Raw genomic sequence first — 18,455 nt, 5'->3', positions numbered from 1 at the left:
AATTTCACGCCGCGGCGCAAGCGACGAGTTTGTGAATCAGGGTCGCGTGGCGCGCTGGTCAGCCGGCCCAGAAGAAGCCCAGGATACCCGCGACGACCAGCGCGATGCCCGCGACGTCCAGCGCGGCGGCGGAGCGGGTCGCAGCACGCAAATGGGAGACCTGCGCCGCGTGTTCTGATCCCCGCGCGTAGCCATGGACGATGATCTCTTCATTGAACTCGCCATGCGCCTCGAGGGCGAGCGTCAGGCCGACGCAGACGAGCAGGATGCCGAAAATGATCAGGCCGAAGAATCCGAGCAGGCCGATCAGCAGCATCGGAAACATGCCGAGCAGGAAGACCGGCAGCAGCGGCACCAGCAGCAATGTCTCGGATTGTCTTCGCATCGGCGACCAATCGAAACGGGCAAGTGACGGGACAGCGTAGGCCCGCTTCGCCAGTGCATCAAGGCGAAGGCATTCAATACCCCGTCATTCGGCGCACCGTGACAATCGGCCGCGAACCGCGACGAACGATACTTAACGTCGCCGCATGGACATCGGCGGAGGGTCGGATACCGCCTCAAGCCGACATTTACCGTTCCCGGATTCAACAAAAGGTAGCGGCTTGTGCGTTACGCACGCGCGGCCTATGCCTGAGGATCGGGAGAACGCGCATGCTCATGGTATCATCCCTCCGTCATGCCGGCCTGGCCGGTCTCGTCGTCGCCTGCGTCGGACAGCCCGCTGTCGCGCAAGCGCCAGTCGCGCCGGCCGGATCGCCGCCTTCCCCCGCAAAGGCTGTCGAGGAGCAGCTGCTATTGCGGGTACCTGCAGGGCAGTCCCTTGATCGCTACCTCGAGCAGCTTCGCGGCGAGTTCTTCAACCTCGATGCCGACGGCGACGGCAAGCTCACGCAGCGCGACGTGGAGTTGCACGCCGCCATGGAAGCAGTCCAGGTCAGGAGCGTCGCCTGGATGAGCGTGCTGCGCTACGATCTCGATGGCGACGGCTTCGTGACCGAGGACGAGGTTCGCAGAAGCGCAGCCTACGAGTCGCGTTGGGCGCGCGCCCAGTCGGTAATCGGCAAGTCCCCACTCGGCGGCAGCGCGGAGTCGACCGAGCGTATGGTCACGACAATCATGGCGCTCGATGTCAACAGGGACGGCAAGGTCAGCCTTGCCGAAGCAGCGAAGTTCAACGAGGCAAACCAGCGGGTCGCTTCCTTGAGCGGCTATGCGGCAAAGACCCGTCTTGCATTGGTGCTCGAAACGGCGACGGCCGGCGAGCTGTCCCGTGCCGCCTACGAGGCCACGGGAGAGGCGCTGTTCCGTAAGGTCGATACCGACAGTGACGGCAAGGTCTCGCAACAGGAGCTCATGGAATTCAGGCGCACTCCCGCGCCTCCTTCGAGTGATCCGGATGTGGCGCAGAAGCGCCAGCACGAACAGGCCGAACTCGCCCGCAAGCGGCAGCGGGCGATCGACGCCGAACGTGCGGTCTGCGCGATGCCGGCCGTCTCCGAGAAGGCCCGGGTCGTGTTGCTCAGTGCGTATCAGACTGAGTCGCTGTCGAGCGTGACCATAGGCTCGCAGGATGCGGTAGTGCACGCCGGGCGGATCAATGTCGAGCCGGGTAGCGATCCGCTCTATGTGGTGATCGCAAGCTTCAGCCCGACCATCTGGCAATTCGGCGGCGCGGTAGAGCGGATCGAGCGCGTGGTCGTGACGAGTTTGAGCACCGGCGGCAAGAGGGGCGATCCGACGCAGGGGCCGCTAACCGGCGCGACAGGCGTCGCGCGCGACCGCGTCAGCTTTCTCGGCCGCGCCAACTGCCTGACCTACTTTCACGAGTTACCGTCGAGCGGCTCGCTGCAAGCCGTTGGCGCTGTCCGCGACGCGACGGGCAGGGCGCCTGATGTCGTCGCCGCCAAATATGCAGTCTCCACCTTCAACGTTCCCTCCGGCGGGATCGACACGCTCAAGGGGCAATCCGGCCAGGGCCTCGTAATCCGCAAGAGCGGAGGCACACTCAACATTGTGGGCAATCCCGGCAACGTGGTCATCGAGACAGGTCCGAGCCGTGCGCACGATGATCTGCAACGTTACTGGCCCGGCGGGGTGGTGGACATCGATCCCGCTTCCGTCGTCGCGAGTGGTCCCGTCACACCCTATGAGGTGCTCCCCGCGCAGGCCGGGCTGGTTCAGCTGCTCGCGAACGGCAGTGTCACCCAGAACGGCGCCGGCGAATTCGTTGTTCGCAAGAAGATCCGGTTCCCGTCCGGCCTCCACGGGGCCCATTCGGTCACCTTCCTGGTGGTGAAAGGCACGCCATATCCCGATGGCGATCCCGGACATTCCTGCGTGATGGTCGAGGATACCGGCGAGAAGAGCGCAGGCTGCCCGTCGCGCTGACACCGCGCGCCACGTTGGCGTGACGCATCAAGTAACTCGGCCGGCGGGCCGCTCAGCCCGCCGCCATCTCGGAGCGGATCTCGGCGCGCAGTTCGTCGATCAGCCGCAGGCCGCTCTTGGTCTCGACGTGCCAGAAGGTCCAGCCGTTGCAGGCGCCGGAGCCCTGCGCGACCGCGCCGATGCGGTGGATCGAGCCGACCTTGTCGCCGAGCATGATGGCGCCGTCGGCGCGCACCAGGGCGCCGTGGCGCTTCTTGGCGTCGACCAGCCTGGCGCCCGGCACGATCATGCCGCGTTCGATCAGTTCGGAGAACGCCACCCGCGGTGCCTCGCGCGCGGTCATGAACGGCGCCAGCGTTGCTTCCGGCAGCGGCTCGATCGCGGCGATGCGCGCCTCGGCGGCGGCGGCATAGGCCTTGTCGCGCTCGAAGCCGATATAGCTGCGGCCGAGGCGCTTGGCGACGGCGCCGGTGGTGCCGGTGCCGTTGAACGGATCGATCACGAGATCGCCGGGCTTCGAGGACGACAGCAACACGCGGGCGAGCAGCTGCTCGGGCTTCTGCGTCGGATGCACCTTCTTGCCGTCGCCGTCCTTGAGGCGCTCCTCGCCGGTGCACAGCGGGATCAGCCAGTCGGAGCGTGCCTGCACGTCCTCATTGGACGCCTTCAGCGCTTCGTAATTGAAGGTGTAGCCCTTGGCCTTCTCGTCGCGCGCGGCCCAGATCATGGTCTCGTGCGCATTGGTGAAGCGGCGGCCGCGGAAGTTCGGCATCGGATTGGACTTGCGCCACACGATGTCGTTCAGGAGCCAGAAGCCGAGGTCCTGCATGATCGCGCCGACGCGAAAGATGTTGTGATAGGAGCCGATCACCCACAGCGTTGCCGACGGCTTCATCACGCGGCGGCAGGCCAGCAGCCAGGCGCGGGTGAAATCGTCATAGGCAGCGAACGACGAGAACTTGTCCCAGTCGTCGTTGACGGCATCGACATGCGACTCATCGGGGCGCTTGAGGTCGCCCTTGAGCTGCAGATTGTAGGGAGGATCCGCGAAGACCAGGTCGACCGAGCCGGCCTGAAGCTTCGACAATTCGGCCACGCAATCGCCAATGACGATGTGGCTCGATGGGGCACTCTCAAATTTAGTGCGGGGCGCCCTTGCAGACGCCCCGCGACGCGACACTACCATGACTCAAGAACTCTGACTCAGGCGACGCTGTCGGCGACGCGGGACTAAACAACCGACTGGCGTCACATTGACCCGGCAAAGTAAAAATCGACTTAATTGGAAATCTTCATGCAAAAGATTGCAGCATCTTTTGCGCGGCATGGCGCAGTGCCGTCGGCGTTGTGCCGCAACATCAGAGCATTCGGCGAAAAAATTTGCGGATCATCAAACCGGCACGATTCGCGCGGTAGATTCGCCCTCATTCGCAGCCGTTTGCACCGCAAGGGATGCGCCTCTTCCGGACTAGGCAATTATTGCCGGGCAGGATATTGATTAACAGAATGGAAATTTTAAGTTGGAGTGTCCCGCGTTGGGTCGCCGACTGGAATGAAGGGAAACCACCATGCGCTATGATGATTTCCGCCGCAGCGACGACATCGAAGACCGTCGCGATGAAGGCGGGATGGGCGGAGGGGGCGGTGGCGGCTTCGGCATTCCGATGGGTGGTGGCGGCCTCGGCATCGGCACCATCATCGTCCTCGGCCTCCTCGGCTACGCCTTCGGCATCGACCCGCGCATCCTGATCGGCGGCGCCGAGATTCTCACCGGCGGCGGCCAGGCGCCGACCTACCAGACCGACCGGCAGTCGTCGGGCGGGCAGGCCAAGCGCGGCGCGCCGACCGACGAGATGGGCAGCATGATCGCCGGCATCCTGGGCGAGATCGACGATCGCTGGAGCGAGATCTTCAAGGCCAGCGGGCAGACCTACACCGGTCCGAAGATCGTGCTGTTCCGCAATGCCACCAATGGCGGCCGCTGCGGCATGGCGCAGTCGGCGATGGGACCGTTCTACTGTCCGCCGGACAAGACCATCTTCCTTGACACCGGCTTCTTCCGCGAGGTCGAGACGCGCTTCCGCGGCTGCTCGGGCAACGCCTGCAAGTTCACCGCGGCCTATATCATTGCGCATGAAGCCGGGCATCACATCCAGAACCTGCTCGGCATCATTCCGCGCGTGAACCGGCTGCAGCAGCAGGCCGGCAGCAAGGCCGAGGCCAACGCGCTGCAGGTCAAGGTCGAGCTGCAGGCCGATTGCCTTTCCGGCGTCTGGGTCAACCGCGAGGAGAAGAAGCGGCCGGGCTTCCTCGAGGCCGGCGACATCGACGCCGCGCTGACCACCGCGAACGCAATCGGCGACGACACGTTGCAGCGGCAGGCGACGGGCAGGGTGGTGCCTGATTCATTCACCCACGGCTCCGCGGCGCAGCGCAAGGAGTGGTTCATGAGGGGCTACCAGCAGGGCACAGTGCAGGCCTGCAACACGTTCGGCGGTAGCTTGTAGCCGTGTGCCGGTAGCGTCATCCCCGGATGAGCGCGAATGCGCTCACTCGGGATATGTTCGCCTCTTGGCGGGCCTCGAAGGATTGCGGAGCCCGCGGCCCATCCTTCGAGGCTCGCTCACCGGTGCAAGTGCACCGTAAGGCGAGCACGTCAGCGGGATGGGAAAGAGGTGTAAATGTCCTCACTCGACGAATCCAAATCATTCATTCCGCTCAACATCGCGGTGCTGACGATTTCCGACACCCGCTCGCTGGCGGATGACAAGTCGGGCACCACGCTGGCCGACCGTCTCACCGCGGCCGGCCACAAGCTTGCGGCGCGCGAGATCGTCACCGACGATGTCGAGGCGATCAGAGGCGTGATCCGGCGCTGGATCGCCGATCCTGCCGTCGATGCCGTCATCACCACCGGCGGCACCGGCTTCACCGGTCGCGACGTGACGCCGGAGGCGGTCGAGCCGCTGTTCGAGAAGCGGATGGACGGCTTTTCGATCGCCTTCCACATGCTGAGCCACGCCAAGATCGGGGCGTCGACGATCCAGAGCCGCGCCACCGCCGGCGTTGCGGGCGCGACCTTCATCTTCTGCCTGCCCGGCTCGCCCGGCGCCTGCCGCGACGGCTGGGACGGCATTTTGGCCGCGCAGCTCGACTACCGCACGCGGCCCTGCAATTTCGTCGAGATCATGCCGCGGCTGGATGAACATCTGCGCCGCCCGAAGGCGAAAGGCGCGAGCGCTTAGCCGCTGCTTTTTTGTCATCCCGACGCGCAATTGCGCATCTGAGGGCATGTGAACCACGAATCCGAATCTCAAGGGTGAGCTTCCGTAGCCCGGATGGAGCGAAGCGAAATCCGGGGCAGTCTCTTCCGCGGCAGCACCGCTCCCGGATTGCGCTTCGCTCCATCCGGGCTATGCAGTCCAGACGTCTCGGCGCTGCGGCTTCACAACTCCAGCTCCCAGGTCTCGCCGACCAGGTCGACGCCAAAACTGTGATGCTTCTCTTCCTTGACCCGCTGGAAGCCGGTGCGGGCGTAGATGCCGCGCGCGGCGACCAGGATGCTCTGGGTCCAGAGCGTCATCTTCGTGTAGCCCTTCTCGCGCGCGGCGCGGATGCATTGCTCCACCAGGGCGCGGCCGACGCCGAGCCCGCGCGCCTTTTCTTCCACCAGCAGCAGCCGCAGCTTGGCGACCCCGTCGCCGCCGTCGACCAGGAAGACCGAGCCGACCGGCTCGCCGTCGACCTCAGCGATCCAGCAATGCTCGCGGGCCGGATCGAACGATCGCAGAAACTGCGCGCAGATCTCGGCCACCAACGCCTCGTAGCTGATGTCCCAGCCATATTCCTCCGCGTAGGCTTGTCCCTGCCGCGAGACGACCCAGCCCATGTCGCCGACGCGATGGCTGCGCAGCAGGAAGCCGACCGGCTTCTCGGCCGGTGGCTCCAGCGATTGCTCGATCGTGCCCATGGCGCGCACCACCGCCGCGCGACGGTCGCCGTCCATCTGCTTCAATAGCGCCCCGACCTCGCTGCGCGAGCGGCGGTCGAGATCGGCGGCTGCGGTGCGGCCCTTGGCGGTGAGGGCCACCTCGTTGACGCGTTTGTCGGCCTTCGACGGCTTCCGCGTCACGATCTGGCGCCTTTGCAGCGCCGCCAGCGTGCGGCTGACGAAGCCGGCATCGAGGTCGAGATCGCGCACCAGGTCGGTTGCGGTGCAATTTTCGCGGTGCGCGAGCTCGTAGATGATCCGCGCTTCCTGCAGCGTGAATGTCGAGTGCAGCAGCTTCGGCTCGATGATGCCGAGCTTGCGGGTATAGAACCGGCTGAAGCCGCGGACCGCGGCGACCTGGTTCTCGAGCGTGGTGTCATAGGAATTTGATTTCATCAAATATATTATTTGACGGAATCAAATAATCCGCAAGCGCTTTGTTCCGGCCACCATGATCCGGCTCCGCAGCATGGTGCGGGAGGAACGGCCGAGCCGGCGCAGCAGGCGCGCCTCGGAGCGGCGGGCGTCGGGCCGGTAGCCGCCGATCCGCTCGTAATGCTCGCGCGCGATCAAAAGGCCCTGTTTCGGCCGAGGGCCCGGTGATCATCCGGGCAACGAATTTGAGGCCGTCGCGCAGGCCCGGGTCGGTGTAGGGTGCGCGGGCGTAGCGGAAGATGCCGGCGCGGTCCTTGCCGCTGGCCGCCACCATCTGGATGAACTGGGTGGTTTCCTCGATCCAGCCGGCATCGAGCACTGCGCCCGGATGCAGGAACATCAGCCAGGGCGACCGCGCCTGCCGCGCGCCTGCCGCAAGCGCCGCGGCGCGCGTGCCCTCGAAGCGCATGAAACGGCAGCCGGCCACGTCGGCGACGCGCTCCATCACATCGCTGTTGCTGCGGTCGACCAGCAGCACTTCGCGGATGACGCCGGCGGCCGCGCCCGGCACCAGCGCCGCCAATGTTGCGACCGCGGTGCGCTCGACGCCGTCGGTTGGAATGATCACGCTCAGCATGATTTTGAGGCTTCGATGGCTCAAACGGTGGAGAAACTCCGGCCGTGTTATCACCTTGTCATATTCAAAGCAGCCTGTTCGCCTGCAGAATTTTGTAGCAAGGTTCTGTGGAATTTCTCTGTTCGCGTTCTTGATTTGTTCTCGTGCTGTGTTAGCGTCAAAGCATGAGCCGAGCATCCTCTCATGCCCTCAAGCACCCGCCGGTAACGGCGCCCTCCGATAACCCGGCGGGTGCACCTTCCCCTTTTCCCGAGCTTGCGGTCGCGATCGAGCGCGAGCGGCGGCGCGGCCGCGGCGCGCAGTCCAACGCCAGCGGCCGCTACGAGGCAGAGGCGCGCGTTGCCTTCGACGACGGCTGGCAGAGCCTCGAGGACCTGCCGCCATTTGCGACCAGCGTGGCGCTCGACACCTCGCGCAAGGTGATCACCCGCAACGACTCGCCCGACATCGGCTTCGACCGTTCGATCAATCCCTATCGTGGCTGTGAGCATGGCTGCGTCTATTGCTTCGCGCGGCCGACCCACGCCTATCTCGGCCTGTCGCCGGGGCTGGACTTCGAATCGAAGCTGTTCGCCAAGCCGGACGCACCCGCGCTGCTCGAGAAGGAGCTGGCGGCGCCGGACTACGAGGCGCGGATGATCGCGATCGGCACCAACACCGATCCCTATCAGCCGATCGAGCGCGACCGGAAGGTCATGCGCGGCATCCTCGAGGTGCTGGAGCGCGCCGGCCATCCGGTCGGCATCGTCACCAAGTCGGCGCTGGTCACCCGCGACATCGACATCCTGGCGCGGATGGCCAAGCGCAATCTCGCCAAGGTCGCGCTCTCGGTGACGACGCTCGACCCGAAACTCGCCCGCACCATGGAGCCGCGCGCCTCGACCCCGCCGAAGCGGCTCGAGGCGATCAAGCGGCTCACGGATGCCGGCATCCCGACCACGGTGATGGTCGCACCCGTGATCCCGGCGCTGAACGACTCCGAGATCGAGCGCATCCTCGATGCCGCCGCGCATGCCGGCGCCAGGGAGGCGAGCTACGTGCTGCTGCGGCTGCCGCTCGAAGTGCGCGATCTGTTCCGCGAATGGTTGATGGCGAACTATCCCGACCGCTACCGTCACGTCTTCACGCTGATCCGCGACATGCGCGGCGGCCGCGACTACGACTCGCAATGGGGCACCAGGATGAAGGGCACCGGCCCGATGGCCTGGATGATCGGCCGCCGCTTCGAGATCGCGTGCGAGAAACTCGGCCTCAACAAGCGGCGGACCAAGCTGACCACCGATCACTTCGCCAAGCCGAAGCGTAACGGGCAGCAACTCAGTCTATTCTAGGCGAGGGCGTAGCCCGGATGGAGCGCAGCGAAATCCGGGGTCCCGTGTTAGCGGCTGAAGCTTTCCCGGATTGCGCTTCGCTCCATCCGGGCTACGAAGACGTCAAACAGTGAGTGCAAACATGAGTAACACCCCGACCGCACGCTTCACCGTCCTCACGCTGGGCGTCAGCGACATGCGCGCCAGCATCGGCTTTTATGAATCGCTCGGCTTCTCCAGGAAGATGCGCGCGACCGGCGAGGAGGTCGCCTTCTTCGAGACCGGCGGCACCGTGCTCGGCCTGTTCCCGTGGCATCTGCTCGCTGCCGATGCCGGGCTGCCGGATCAGCCACGGCCTTCAGCGTTCCGCGGCGTCGCGATCGCCTGGAACTGCAACGACGACGCCGAGGTCGATCGTGTGATGGCGTTCGCGCTGTCGAAAGGCGCCAGGCTGCTGAAACCCGCGCAGCCGACCAGCTATGGCGGCTATTGCGGTTATTTCGGCGATCCCGACGGCCACGCCTGGGAAGTGGTGCGCGCGCCGGGCTTTGAGGTTCGCGACGACCGCCGGGTGTCAATCCCCGATTAGAGCGCCGATCCCGATTAGGGTGGCGGATTGAATAACGGGGAAGGGCGCCAGGTTCCCGGTTGCGCCGCGGGCCGGGCTTGATCACGATCCCCGCATGATTCGGGACAAGTCCAATCGCACGTCAAAGACCGCGTCGAAGAAGAAGCCGGCCGAGCCGGCCAAGCCGGACAAGCGCGTCATCGTGGTGACGCGGCCGAGCTTTCGGCGCGAGCGCGCGCTGATCAAGCGCGGCGTCTGGCCGGTCGCCGGCTGCGACGAGGCCGGGCGCGGGCCGCTGGCGGGTCCGGTGGTCGCCGCCGCCGTGGTGCTGGACCCAAATCGGATACCCAAGGGCCTCGATGATTCGAAGCGGCTGACCGTCGAGCGCCGCGAGGAACTGTTCGAGGAAATCTGCGCGACAGCAGCGTTCTCGGTCGCGGTGGCGTCACGGGCGCGGATCGACCGCGACAACATCCTGCGCGCCTCGCTGTGGGCGCTGGCGCGCGCGGTGCATGCGCTGCCGGAAATGCCGAAGCACGTCTTCGTCGACGGCCGCGACAAGCTCGCCACGCCCTGCGACTGTGATGCCGTGATCGGCGGCGACGGCATCGTGGCCTCGATCGCGGCGGCCTCGATCATCGCCAAGGTGACGCGCGACCGCCTGATGTGCGCGCTGGCGCTGGATTGCCCCGGCTACGGCTTCGAGCAGCACAAGGGCTATGCCGTCCCCGAGCACCTCGAGGCGCTCGATCGGCTCGGCCCCAGCAGCCATCACCGCAGCTTCTTCGCTCCCGTCGTCGCGGCGCGGCTGAAGCATTTCCCGGTCCCGGCGGAGCCCGACCTGTTCACGGTGGACGCCGAAAGCGAAGCCGCGGCATCCGAAGCGGCGTAAAGCGCGGCGGCGCCGCACTCTCGGTGTCATCGCCCGGCTCGCCGCCTCCGCGAAAGCTTCGGCGCGCCAGGGGGCCGTGGCCTCGTCGAAGCCTTGGCGAAGACGGGACCGGGCGATCCAGTATTCCAGAGACCGTTGTGCTCAAGCCTGGCCGCCGCGGCGTACTGGATGCCCGCCTTCGCGGGGCATGACAGCGATGTTTGACTTTGCACCGTGGACACATCCAGCCCGGTTGCCTCCACCGCCGCCGCCGTTTATCAAAAACGCTCGGGATCAGATGGCGCCGCTTGATACGGGTGGCTGGGGCATTTCAGGCGTTTCATGCGGTTTACCTCCCTGGTTGTCGAACTGATCCGCGCCCGGCCGCGCCTCGTGGTCTGGATCGTGGTGCTGGCGCAGGCCGCGATCTGGCTGTTCCTGCCGGCCATCTTCTACGGCAGTCCGCCCGGCAACCTCGCCACCATCCTCGCCTTCGGCCGCGAATATCAGGTCGGCACCGACATGGGGCCGCCGCTCGCGTTCTGGCTCGCCGACATCGCCTTCCGCGCCGTCGGCAATCACGTGTTCGGCGTCTATCTCCTGGCGCAGGTCTGCGAAATCGTCACCTTCATCGCCTTCTACGTCCTGGCGCGCGCCATCGTCGGCGGCCCGCAGGGCGTGCTGGCGGTGCTGCTGTCGATGACGGTGGTGGTGTTCTCCTCGCCAAGCGTCGAGTTCGGCCCGCTGATCCTGGCGCGCCCGCTCTGGGCGCTGCTGCTGCTGCATTCCTGGCAACTGATCGGGCAGAACCGGCGCAACGCCTGGTTCGCCTGGTCGATCGATTGCGGGCTCCTGCTGCTGACGACGCCGGCGGCGATCGGCATGATTCTGCTCGTGACAGGCTTTGCGCTCGCAACCGAGCGCGGGCGGCGCATGCTCAAGTCGGTCGATCCGATCTACGCGCTGCTGGTCATCATCGTGCTGGCGCTGCCCTACCTGATCTGGCTGCTCCGCGCCGACGTGCTGGCGCTGCCGGCCTTGCCGGCATTCGCCGATCTCAGGGCGCACGCGCTGCGCTGGGGCGTGGTGCTCGGCGGGCTGATCGTGGCGACCGCCGCGATCGCGCTGCTGGCGATCCTCAATTCGCGCTGGTTCGCCCGCGATACGGAGGATGCTCCGATCATCAACCGCCCGCCGGTCAGTCAGCTGGCGCGGCAATTCGTGTATTTCTTCGCGTTCGCGCCGGCGATCGCGAGCAGCTTCGTCTCCGGGCTGTTCAATCTCGATCGCGCCTTCGGCGGCGCCGGCGTGGTGCTGCTGATGTCCGGGCTCGCCGTCGTGGTCGCGACCGGCGACCTGATCCCGCTCAGGCGGCAGCGGCTGCTGCGTTCGGTCTGGGCCCTGGCGGTCGCGGCGCCGGCCGCGCTGGCGCTGGCGGCGGCCCTGTTCCTGCCCTGGACCAGCACCACGGAGGCGTCTACCTCGTTGCCGGCAGCCGCGATGGGCCGCTTCTTCGATGACAGCTATGAGCGTCGCACCAACCAGCGCCTGCGCGCGGTGGCCGGCGATCCCGAACTTGCCAGCCTGATTGCAATGAACCGCCGTCGCCCGCATCTTTTGCTCGACGCCACGCCGCAGCGGACGCCGTGGCTGTCGGTCGCAAAATTCAACGAGACCGGCGGCGTCGTGGTGTGGCGCGCACAGGACACCGCCGGCACGCCGCCGCCCGACATCGCGCAGCGTTTCCCCGGCCTCGTGCCGGAAGTGCCGCGTTCGTTCGACCGGCTGGTCAACGGACGGCAGCCGGTGCTGCGGATCGGCTGGGCGATCGTGCGGCCGAAGGGGACGTGATTTGACGTGGAGCCGTAGCCCGGATGAAGCGGAGCGAAATCCGGTGCCGCTCGTTTACGCCACCTGATCCACCCGGATTGCGCGGAGCCTGTCATCGGGCGCGCGTCCGCGCGACCCGTTGGCTCCATCCGGGCTACGAAGCTACGCGCTCGCCACCTGCAGCACCTTCGCGATCGCGCGCAGATCCTGCCACGACAGCCGCTTGTACGACGGCGAGCGCAGCAGATAGGCCGGATGGAAGGTGGCGACGGCGCGGATCGTGCGCGTGCCGGTGTCGTAGTCGATCCATTTGCCGCGCGTCCGCATGATGCCCTCGCGGGTGCTGAGCAGCGCCTGCGTCGAGGGATTGCCGAGCGTCACCAGCACGTCGGGATTCACGAGTTCGATATGGCGCTGGATGAAGGGCAGGCACACCTGCGTCTCCTGCGGCGTCGGCGTGCGGTTGCCGGGCGGCCGCCACGGGATCACGTTGGCGATATAGGCTTTGCTGCGGTCGAGCCCGATCGCCGCGATCATGCGGTCGAGCAGCTTGCCGGAGCGGCCGACGAACGGCAGGCCCTCGATGTCCTCGTCGCGGCCCGGTGCCTCGCCGACGAACATCACGCGCGCCTGCGGGTTACCGTCGGCGAACACCAGCCTGGTCGCGGTGTGCTTGAGCGCGCAGCCGTCGAAATTCTCCATCAGCGTGCGCAGGGCTTCAAGCGTCGGCGCAGTCCGCGCAGCCTCGCGCGCGGAGGCGATCGCGGCATCCGGCGCCACGGTGATTTCGCTGCGCGGAACTGACAGCATCGGCGGCGGACGCAGCGGATTGAGCGCAACTGATGGACGCGGTGCGGCTGGGGCGGGAACTGGCTCCGGCTCCGGCTCCTCGAGCCGGTTGATCGGCGCATCGCCGAGCGCGCAATCGACTCCGGCCTCGAGGTAAAAGGCCAGCAATTGCTGCAGTGTAGGGGTGGGCTCGGGCGGCAGGGCCATCATGGGCGCAATCTAGAGCATCGACCAGAAAAGTGGAGGGCGGTTTTCGGAAAAGATTATTCTCTTGCGGTACCCGGGCCGTGCAAACCCATGGAAGCGCAATTCCATGGTTGTCCTTCCGCCAAAAATCGGAAACAACGACCCCTGAAAAGCTTAGAAGCGTTCTCAATGGGCTGAGATCAAAGATCATGAGTGCTGAAGACCTTCCTCCGCGCGAGTCTATGGAATTCGACGTCGTCATCGTCGGCGCCGGCCCGTCGGGCCTGTCGGCAGCGATCCGGCTGAAGCAGCTCAATCCGGAGCTCTCGATCGTCGTGGTGGAGAAGGGCTCCGAGGTCGGCGCGCACATCCTCTCGGGTGCGGTGATCGATCCGGCCGGGCTCGACAAGCTCGTGCCCGACTGGCGCGAGGATGCCGACTGTCCTCTGAAGACGCAGGTCAAGGACGACCGCTTCTACTGGACGACGTCGCAAGGCTGGTTCCGCCTGCCGAACTTCATCATGCCGCCGCTGATGAACAATCATCACTGCTACATCGGCTCGCTCGGCAATGTCTGCCGCTGGCTGGCACCGAAGGCGGAAGCGCTCGGCGTCGAGATCTATCCGGGCTTTGCCGCGGCCGAAGTGCTTTATGACGACAAGGGCGCGGTGCGCGGCATCGCCACCGGCGACATGGGCATCGCCAGGGACGGTAGCCACAAGGATTCCTACACCCGCGGCATGGAGCTGCTCGGCAAGTACACGCTGTTCGCCGAAGGCGCACGCGGCTCGCTGTCCAAGCAGCTGATCGCGAAGTTCAATCTCGATGCCAACTCCGAGCCGCCGAAGTTCGGCATCGGCCTCAAGGAGGTCTGGCAGATCGACCCGGCGAAGCACAAGAAGGGTCGGGTTCAGCACACGCTCGGCTGGCCGCTGAACGACAAGACCGGCGGCGGCTCGTTCCTCTATCACTACGACGACAACCGCGTCGCGGTCGGCTTCGTGGTGCATCTGAACTACAACGATCCGTATTTGTCGCCGTTCGACGAATTCCAGCGCTTCAAGACCCATCCCGATGTCCGCGAGCTGTTCGAGGGCGGCAAGCGGCTCGCCTATGGCGCGCGCGCCATCACCGAGGGCGGCTACCAGTCGGTGCCGCGGCTCTCGTTCCCGGGCGGCGCGCTGATCGGCTGCGCGGCGGGCTTCGTCAACGTGCCGCGCATCAAGGGCGTCCACAATGCGATGGGCTCCGGCATGCTCGCCGCCGAGCATGTCGCGGCCGCGCTCGGCGCCGGCCGCGCCAATGACGAGCTCGTCGAATACGAGAACGCCTGGCGCTCGTCGGCGATCGGCAAGGACCTGTTCAAAGTCCGCAATGCCAAGCCGTTGCTGTCGAAGTTCGGCAACCTGCTCGGCATGGCGCTCTCCGGCTTCGACATGTGGTGCAACACGCTCGGCTTCTCGCTGTTCGGCACCCAGTCGCACGCCAAGCCGGACCGCAAGACGCTCGATCCGTCCAAGCAGCACCAGCCGATCGCCTATCCGAAGCCGGACGGCAAGATCTCGTTCGACAAGCTGTCGTCGGTGTTCCTGTCCAACACCAACCATGAGGAGGACCAGCCGGTCCATCTCAAGGTCGCCGATCTCAATCTGCAGAAGACCTCGGAACACGACGTGTTCGCCGGTCCTTCCAACCGCTATTGCCCGGCCGGCGTTTATGAATGGGTCGAGGAATCGACGGGTCCGCGCTTTCAGATCAACGCCCAGAACTGCGTCCACTGCAAAACCTGCGACGTGAAGGACCCCAACGGCAACATCACCTGGGTTCCGCCGGAGGGCGGCGGCGGTCCGAACTACGAGGCGATGTAAGGCCAGGGTGAGCTCAAGGCGGCCGACCACATTTGCGTGAGGCGGCTGCGCGAGTTGCCGCAACCTCCGCTTGGCCTCTCCGCACGTGGAGCGGCCGGATTGCACCCCCGGTTACAACAGAAGGCGCGAAAAGGGGTGCCGTGGCGCCCTTATCTCGCGCCTTTTTGCGTCCGCGCGCGAATATGCCCGGCCCGGTCACGATACCGCCATAGTGGAAGCGTCTTGCGGGGGCTGGCTGGATCGGCGGGCCTAAAGGCCTAATCTGCCAATTGATTCGTCATGGGTTGCCTTTGGGCGATCCTTGCGGATGAGCGCCAAAAGCGGCATTGTCCCCCGCCGTGATGCCGCCGCTTGGGTTCGCATTTTGAGACTGATCGCAAGATCTTGGCCATAAAATCCATCTTGGCGTAAATCCCTGGAGCAAGGCGACCGTGATGCTGTCCACCCGATTCCACCGCCTGACGATTGCCGTTCTCGCTGCCGCGGCGCTTGCCGTGCCTGCGCAGCTTGCAGCGCAAACGCCGGACCATCCGACCGACAATACCGCGCAATTCCCGTCCAAGAACGACCTGAAGTCGCTGACCACCGCCGGCAGCTATCTCGCCGCGCGTCACGCCAGCGTCGAGCGCGATGCGACCTCGGCCGCGGCGTTCTACCGTTCGGCGCTGCGCACCGACCCGAAGAATTCCGAGCTGCTCGACCGCGCCTTCATCTCCTCGCTTGCCGACGGCGACATCGAGGAGGCGGTCAAGCTTGCCGACCGCATCCTGACCCAGGACAAGGCCAACCGCGTCGCGCGCCTGGTCGTCGGCGTGCGCGATCTCAAGCTGAAGAAATATGCCGCCGCGCAGTCCAACATCAACCAGTCGGTGCGCGGCCCGATCACCGATCTCGTCGCGACGCTGCTGTCGGCCTGGGCCGCCTATGGCGCCGGCGACAGCAAGGCCGCGGTCGCCTCGATCGACAAGCTGACCGGCCCCGAGTGGTACCCGATCTTCAAGGACCTCCATGCCGGCATGATCTACGAGCTGTCCGGCAAGGAGAAGGATGCCGGCGCCCGCTTCGAGCGCGTCTACAAGCTCGACGATTCGATGCTGCGCACGGTCGACGAATATGCGCGCTGGACCTCGCGCAACAAGGACGCGGCCGCCGCGACCGCGATGTACGAAGCCTTCGACAAGAAGCTGCCGCGTCACCCGCTGGTGCTGGAAGGCATCAAGGAGACCAAGGCCGGCAAGAAGCTGCCGCCGCTGGTCGAGTCGCCGCAGGCCGGCGCGGCCGAGGCGCTGTACGGCATCGGCGCGACGCTGACCCGCCGCGGCGGCGAGGACCTCGCGCTGGTCTATCTGCAGCTCGCGCTCTATCTGCAGCCCAACCATCCGCTGGCGCTGCTGTCGCTCGCCGATCTCTATGAATCGGTGAAGAAGCCGCAGATGGCGATCAAGGTCTACGAGCGGATGCCGGCGTCCTCGCCGCTGAAGCGCAACGCGCAGATCCAGCTCGCGACCAATCTCGATGCCGCCGACCGCAGCGACGAGGCGATCAAGATCCTCAAGGAAGTCACCTCGGATCAGCCGAAGGACATCGAGGCGATCCTGGCGCTCGGCAATATCGAGCGCGGCCGCAAGAAGTTCGCCGACTGCGCCACCACTTATTCGCAGGCGATCGACGCGCTGCCGGCCGGCGGCGACAAGAACGCCTGGGTCACCTATTACTATCGCGGCATCTGCGAGGAGCGCTCCAAGCAGTGGAACAAGGCCGAGGCCGACATGCGCAAGGCGCTCGAGCTGCAGCCCGAGCAGCCGCATGTGCTGAACTATCTCGGCTATTCCTGGATCGATCAGGGCATCAACCTCGACGAAGGCATGAAGATGATCAAGCGTGCCGTCGATCAGCGCCCTGACGACGGCTACATCGTGGACTCGCTCGGTTGGGCCTATTACCGGATCGGCAATTACGAGGAGGCGGTCAAGAACCTCGAGCGCGCGATCGATCTGAAGCCGGAAGATCCGACCATCAACGACCATCTCGGCGACGCCTACTGGCGCGTCGGCCGCACCCTGGAAGCCAAGTTCCAGTGGGCGCATGCCCGCGACCTTAAGCCCGAGCCGGAAGAGCTGCCGAAGATCCAGGCCAAGATCGACAACGGCCTGCCGGACGACACCTCCAACGCCGCCGCTGCCGAGAAGAAGAAGGACGACGACGGCAAGGGAGGCTGAGCGGCGGTCGTCGCGCTGCATCTTCATAAAATACCGTGATGCCCGGGCAAAAGCGCGAAGCGCGTCTTCGCGCAAGATGTCCGTGGCATTGACGTTTGCCCGTCATGGCCGGGCCATCCATCCCTTCGAGAAATTGGTTCTTGGTTGATAGATGCCCGGGTCATAAGGCGAGCGGAAGCGACGCCGTCCTTCAGACGGCTATGCCCGGGCATGACGAGTCAGAGCGGAATTTCCATCCAAACAAAGGGATAGGATCGTGCGGCGATTTACGCTAATCGCATCACGATGTTTGTTTTTAGGGGTTTATCGCCGTGCCGGCGCTGATTGAAGAAGGGCGTGCCAAGGTCAACCTGACGCTGAAGGTTGTCGGGCGGCGCGTCGACGGGTTTCACGACTTGGAGAGCGTCGTCGCGTTTGCCGATTGCGCCGATCGCCTGACGCTCGAGCCGGGACCGGGGCTGTCGCTTTCGATGGCGGGGCCGCTGGCCGATGCCTGCGGCGATACATCGGACAATCTGGTGCTGAAGGCCGCGCGGCTGCTCGGCGAGCGCGTCGCGGACCTCGAGGTCGGCCACTTCACGCTGGAGAAGGTGCTGCCGGTTGCGGCCGGCATCGGCGGCGGCTCGGCGGACGCCGCGGCGGCGCTGCGGCTGTTGGCGCGGCTCAATGAGCTCTCGCTCGACGATAGCCGGATCATGGAGGTCGCGCTGCAGACCGGCGCCGACGTGCCGGTGTGCGTCGCCTCGCGGGCCTGCGACATGACCGGCGTCGGCGAAGGCCTGCTGCCGCTCGACCTGCCGAAAATGCCGTGCGTGCTGGTCAATCCGCGCGTGCCGGTTGCGACCAGGGACGTCTTCAATGCGCTCGGTCTGCGCAACGGCGAGCTCCTGATCGGCGCCACCGACGTCGTGATGCAGGCGCCGTCATGGCCGGAAGCCGGCCGCGCGATCGACGATTGGATCGCGGCGCTGGAGCGCGGCACCAACGATCTCGAAGCCCCCGCGGCGCGCATCCAGCCCGTCATCAGTGACGTGCTGTCCGCGCTGCGTGAGACCCGGGGCGTTCGTCTGGTGCGCATGTCGGGCTCGGGCGCGACCTGCTTTGCCGTGTTCGGAACCGACGCCGACGCCGAGGCGGCCGGCGAACAACTCCGCGCCGGTCACCCCGGCTGGTGGGTGCATGCGGGCACGCTGAGCTAGCGCGCGCCCATTCTCTCTCCGTCATTCCGAGGCTCGCGCCAGGAGGCGCGCCCTCAGGCGCGCAATTGCGCACTGGGGAATGACGACGGAGAGGGGTGCGACAAAACAACCCGACGGGCAACTCAGCAAAACCTGTCAATCCTCGCGCGCGAAAATATTTCGCTTTATCCGAAGCGCGAAGCTCGGACAGTGTCGCGAGAACGCGGAAGTTTGACTCACTG

The 18,455-nt window shown here is 65.8% G+C and carries 14 protein-coding genes and 1 pseudogene; 10 read left to right on the top strand and 5 right to left on the bottom strand.

The window, feature by feature from the left end; genetic code table 11:
• Window positions 1-58 precede the first annotated feature (58 nt).
• Complete coding sequence (locus ACVIHF_RS27220; protein ID WP_456794128.1) at window positions 59-355, bottom strand: hypothetical protein; 297 nt, start codon at window positions 353-355, stop codon at window positions 59-61.
• An 83-nt stretch (window positions 356-438) separates the two neighbouring features.
• On the opposite strand from ACVIHF_RS27220, the gene ACVIHF_RS27215 reads away from it, so the two are divergent.
• The gene (locus ACVIHF_RS27215; protein ID WP_456792855.1) at window positions 439-2,391 is read left to right on the top strand and encodes an EF-hand domain-containing protein; all 1,953 of its coding nucleotides are present in this window, start codon (window positions 439-441) and stop codon (window positions 2,389-2,391) included.
• A 52-nt stretch (window positions 2,392-2,443) separates the two neighbouring features.
• Here the strand turns inward: ACVIHF_RS27215 and ACVIHF_RS27210 are convergent, their stop codons facing one another.
• Entirely contained in the window at window positions 2,444-3,577 is a 1,134-nt protein-coding gene (locus ACVIHF_RS27210) for a site-specific DNA-methyltransferase (protein ID WP_057016998.1), read from the bottom strand.
• Between the two features lie 382 nt (window positions 3,578-3,959).
• Between ACVIHF_RS27210 and ypfJ the strand changes: the two genes are divergently transcribed.
• Together ypfJ and moaB are read left to right on the top strand one after the other, a co-directional pair.
• On the top strand, window positions 3,960-4,898 hold the full coding sequence (gene ypfJ, locus ACVIHF_RS27205; protein WP_028334795.1) for a KPN_02809 family neutral zinc metallopeptidase: 939 nt from the start codon (window positions 3,960-3,962) through the stop codon (window positions 4,896-4,898).
• A gap of 174 nt (window positions 4,899-5,072) precedes the next feature.
• Window positions 5,073-5,636 carry a molybdenum cofactor biosynthesis protein B gene (moaB, locus tag ACVIHF_RS27200; RefSeq protein ID WP_225647769.1) on the top strand — a complete coding sequence of 188 codons (564 nt, stop codon included), beginning with the start codon at window positions 5,073-5,075 and terminating at the stop codon, window positions 5,634-5,636.
• A gap of 200 nt (window positions 5,637-5,836) precedes the next feature.
• Here moaB and ACVIHF_RS27195 read toward each other — a convergent pair whose 3' ends face one another.
• Window positions 5,837-6,778: a bifunctional helix-turn-helix transcriptional regulator/GNAT family N-acetyltransferase gene (locus ACVIHF_RS27195; protein WP_456792854.1), complete on the bottom strand. Its 942-nt coding sequence runs from the start codon at window positions 6,776-6,778 to the stop codon at window positions 5,837-5,839.
• Window positions 6,779-6,799: 21 nt separating this feature from the next.
• Window positions 6,800-7,394 (bottom strand): annotated as a pseudogene (locus ACVIHF_RS27190) (glycosyl transferase).
• A gap of 164 nt (window positions 7,395-7,558) precedes the next feature.
• On the opposite strand from ACVIHF_RS27190, the gene ACVIHF_RS27185 reads away from it, so the two are divergent.
• The 4 genes from ACVIHF_RS27185 to ACVIHF_RS27170 all read left to right on the top strand — a co-directional run bounded on the left by ACVIHF_RS27185 (window position 7,559) and on the right by ACVIHF_RS27170 (window position 11,994).
• Window positions 7,559-8,725, top strand: coding sequence for a PA0069 family radical SAM protein (locus ACVIHF_RS27185; protein WP_456792853.1), 1,167 nt, complete (start codon window positions 7,559-7,561; stop codon window positions 8,723-8,725).
• A gap of 121 nt (window positions 8,726-8,846) precedes the next feature.
• Entirely contained in the window at window positions 8,847-9,293 is a 447-nt protein-coding gene (locus tag ACVIHF_RS27180; protein WP_438078598.1) for a VOC family protein, read from the top strand.
• A 94-nt stretch (window positions 9,294-9,387) separates the two neighbouring features.
• A complete protein-coding gene (locus tag ACVIHF_RS27175) occupies window positions 9,388-10,164 on the top strand; it encodes a ribonuclease HII (RefSeq protein WP_076830319.1) in 777 nt (258 codons plus the stop codon).
• Window positions 10,165-10,485: 321 nt separating this feature from the next.
• Window positions 10,486-11,994: a glycosyltransferase family 39 protein gene (locus ACVIHF_RS27170; RefSeq protein WP_456792852.1), complete on the top strand. Its 1,509-nt coding sequence runs from the start codon at window positions 10,486-10,488 to the stop codon at window positions 11,992-11,994.
• A 141-nt stretch (window positions 11,995-12,135) separates the two neighbouring features.
• On the opposite strand, the gene ACVIHF_RS27165 is transcribed toward ACVIHF_RS27170, so the two are convergent.
• Window positions 12,136-12,972 (bottom strand): uracil-DNA glycosylase, encoded by an 837-nt coding sequence (locus tag ACVIHF_RS27165; RefSeq protein WP_456792851.1) that lies wholly within the window; start codon window positions 12,970-12,972, stop codon window positions 12,136-12,138.
• 185 nt (window positions 12,973-13,157) lie between these two features.
• Between ACVIHF_RS27165 and ACVIHF_RS27160 the strand changes: the two genes are divergently transcribed.
• From ACVIHF_RS27160 to ACVIHF_RS27150, 3 genes are all read left to right on the top strand, one after another.
• On the top strand, window positions 13,158-14,816 hold the full coding sequence (locus ACVIHF_RS27160; protein ID WP_253607147.1) for an electron transfer flavoprotein-ubiquinone oxidoreductase: 1,659 nt from the start codon (window positions 13,158-13,160) through the stop codon (window positions 14,814-14,816).
• 434 nt (window positions 14,817-15,250) lie between these two features.
• The gene (locus ACVIHF_RS27155) at window positions 15,251-17,035 is read left to right on the top strand and encodes a tetratricopeptide repeat protein (protein WP_212056442.1); all 1,785 of its coding nucleotides are present in this window, start codon (window positions 15,251-15,253) and stop codon (window positions 17,033-17,035) included.
• Window positions 17,036-17,346: 311 nt separating this feature from the next.
• Window positions 17,347-18,234 carry a 4-(cytidine 5'-diphospho)-2-C-methyl-D-erythritol kinase gene (locus tag ACVIHF_RS27150; protein ID WP_456792850.1) on the top strand — a complete coding sequence of 296 codons (888 nt, stop codon included), beginning with the start codon at window positions 17,347-17,349 and terminating at the stop codon, window positions 18,232-18,234.
• The last annotated feature ends 221 nt before the right edge of the window (window positions 18,235-18,455 follow it).

It is taken from the genome of Bradyrhizobium sp. USDA 4506, from assembly GCF_054058795.1.
This window is presented reverse-complemented; position numbering and strand designations above follow the sequence as displayed.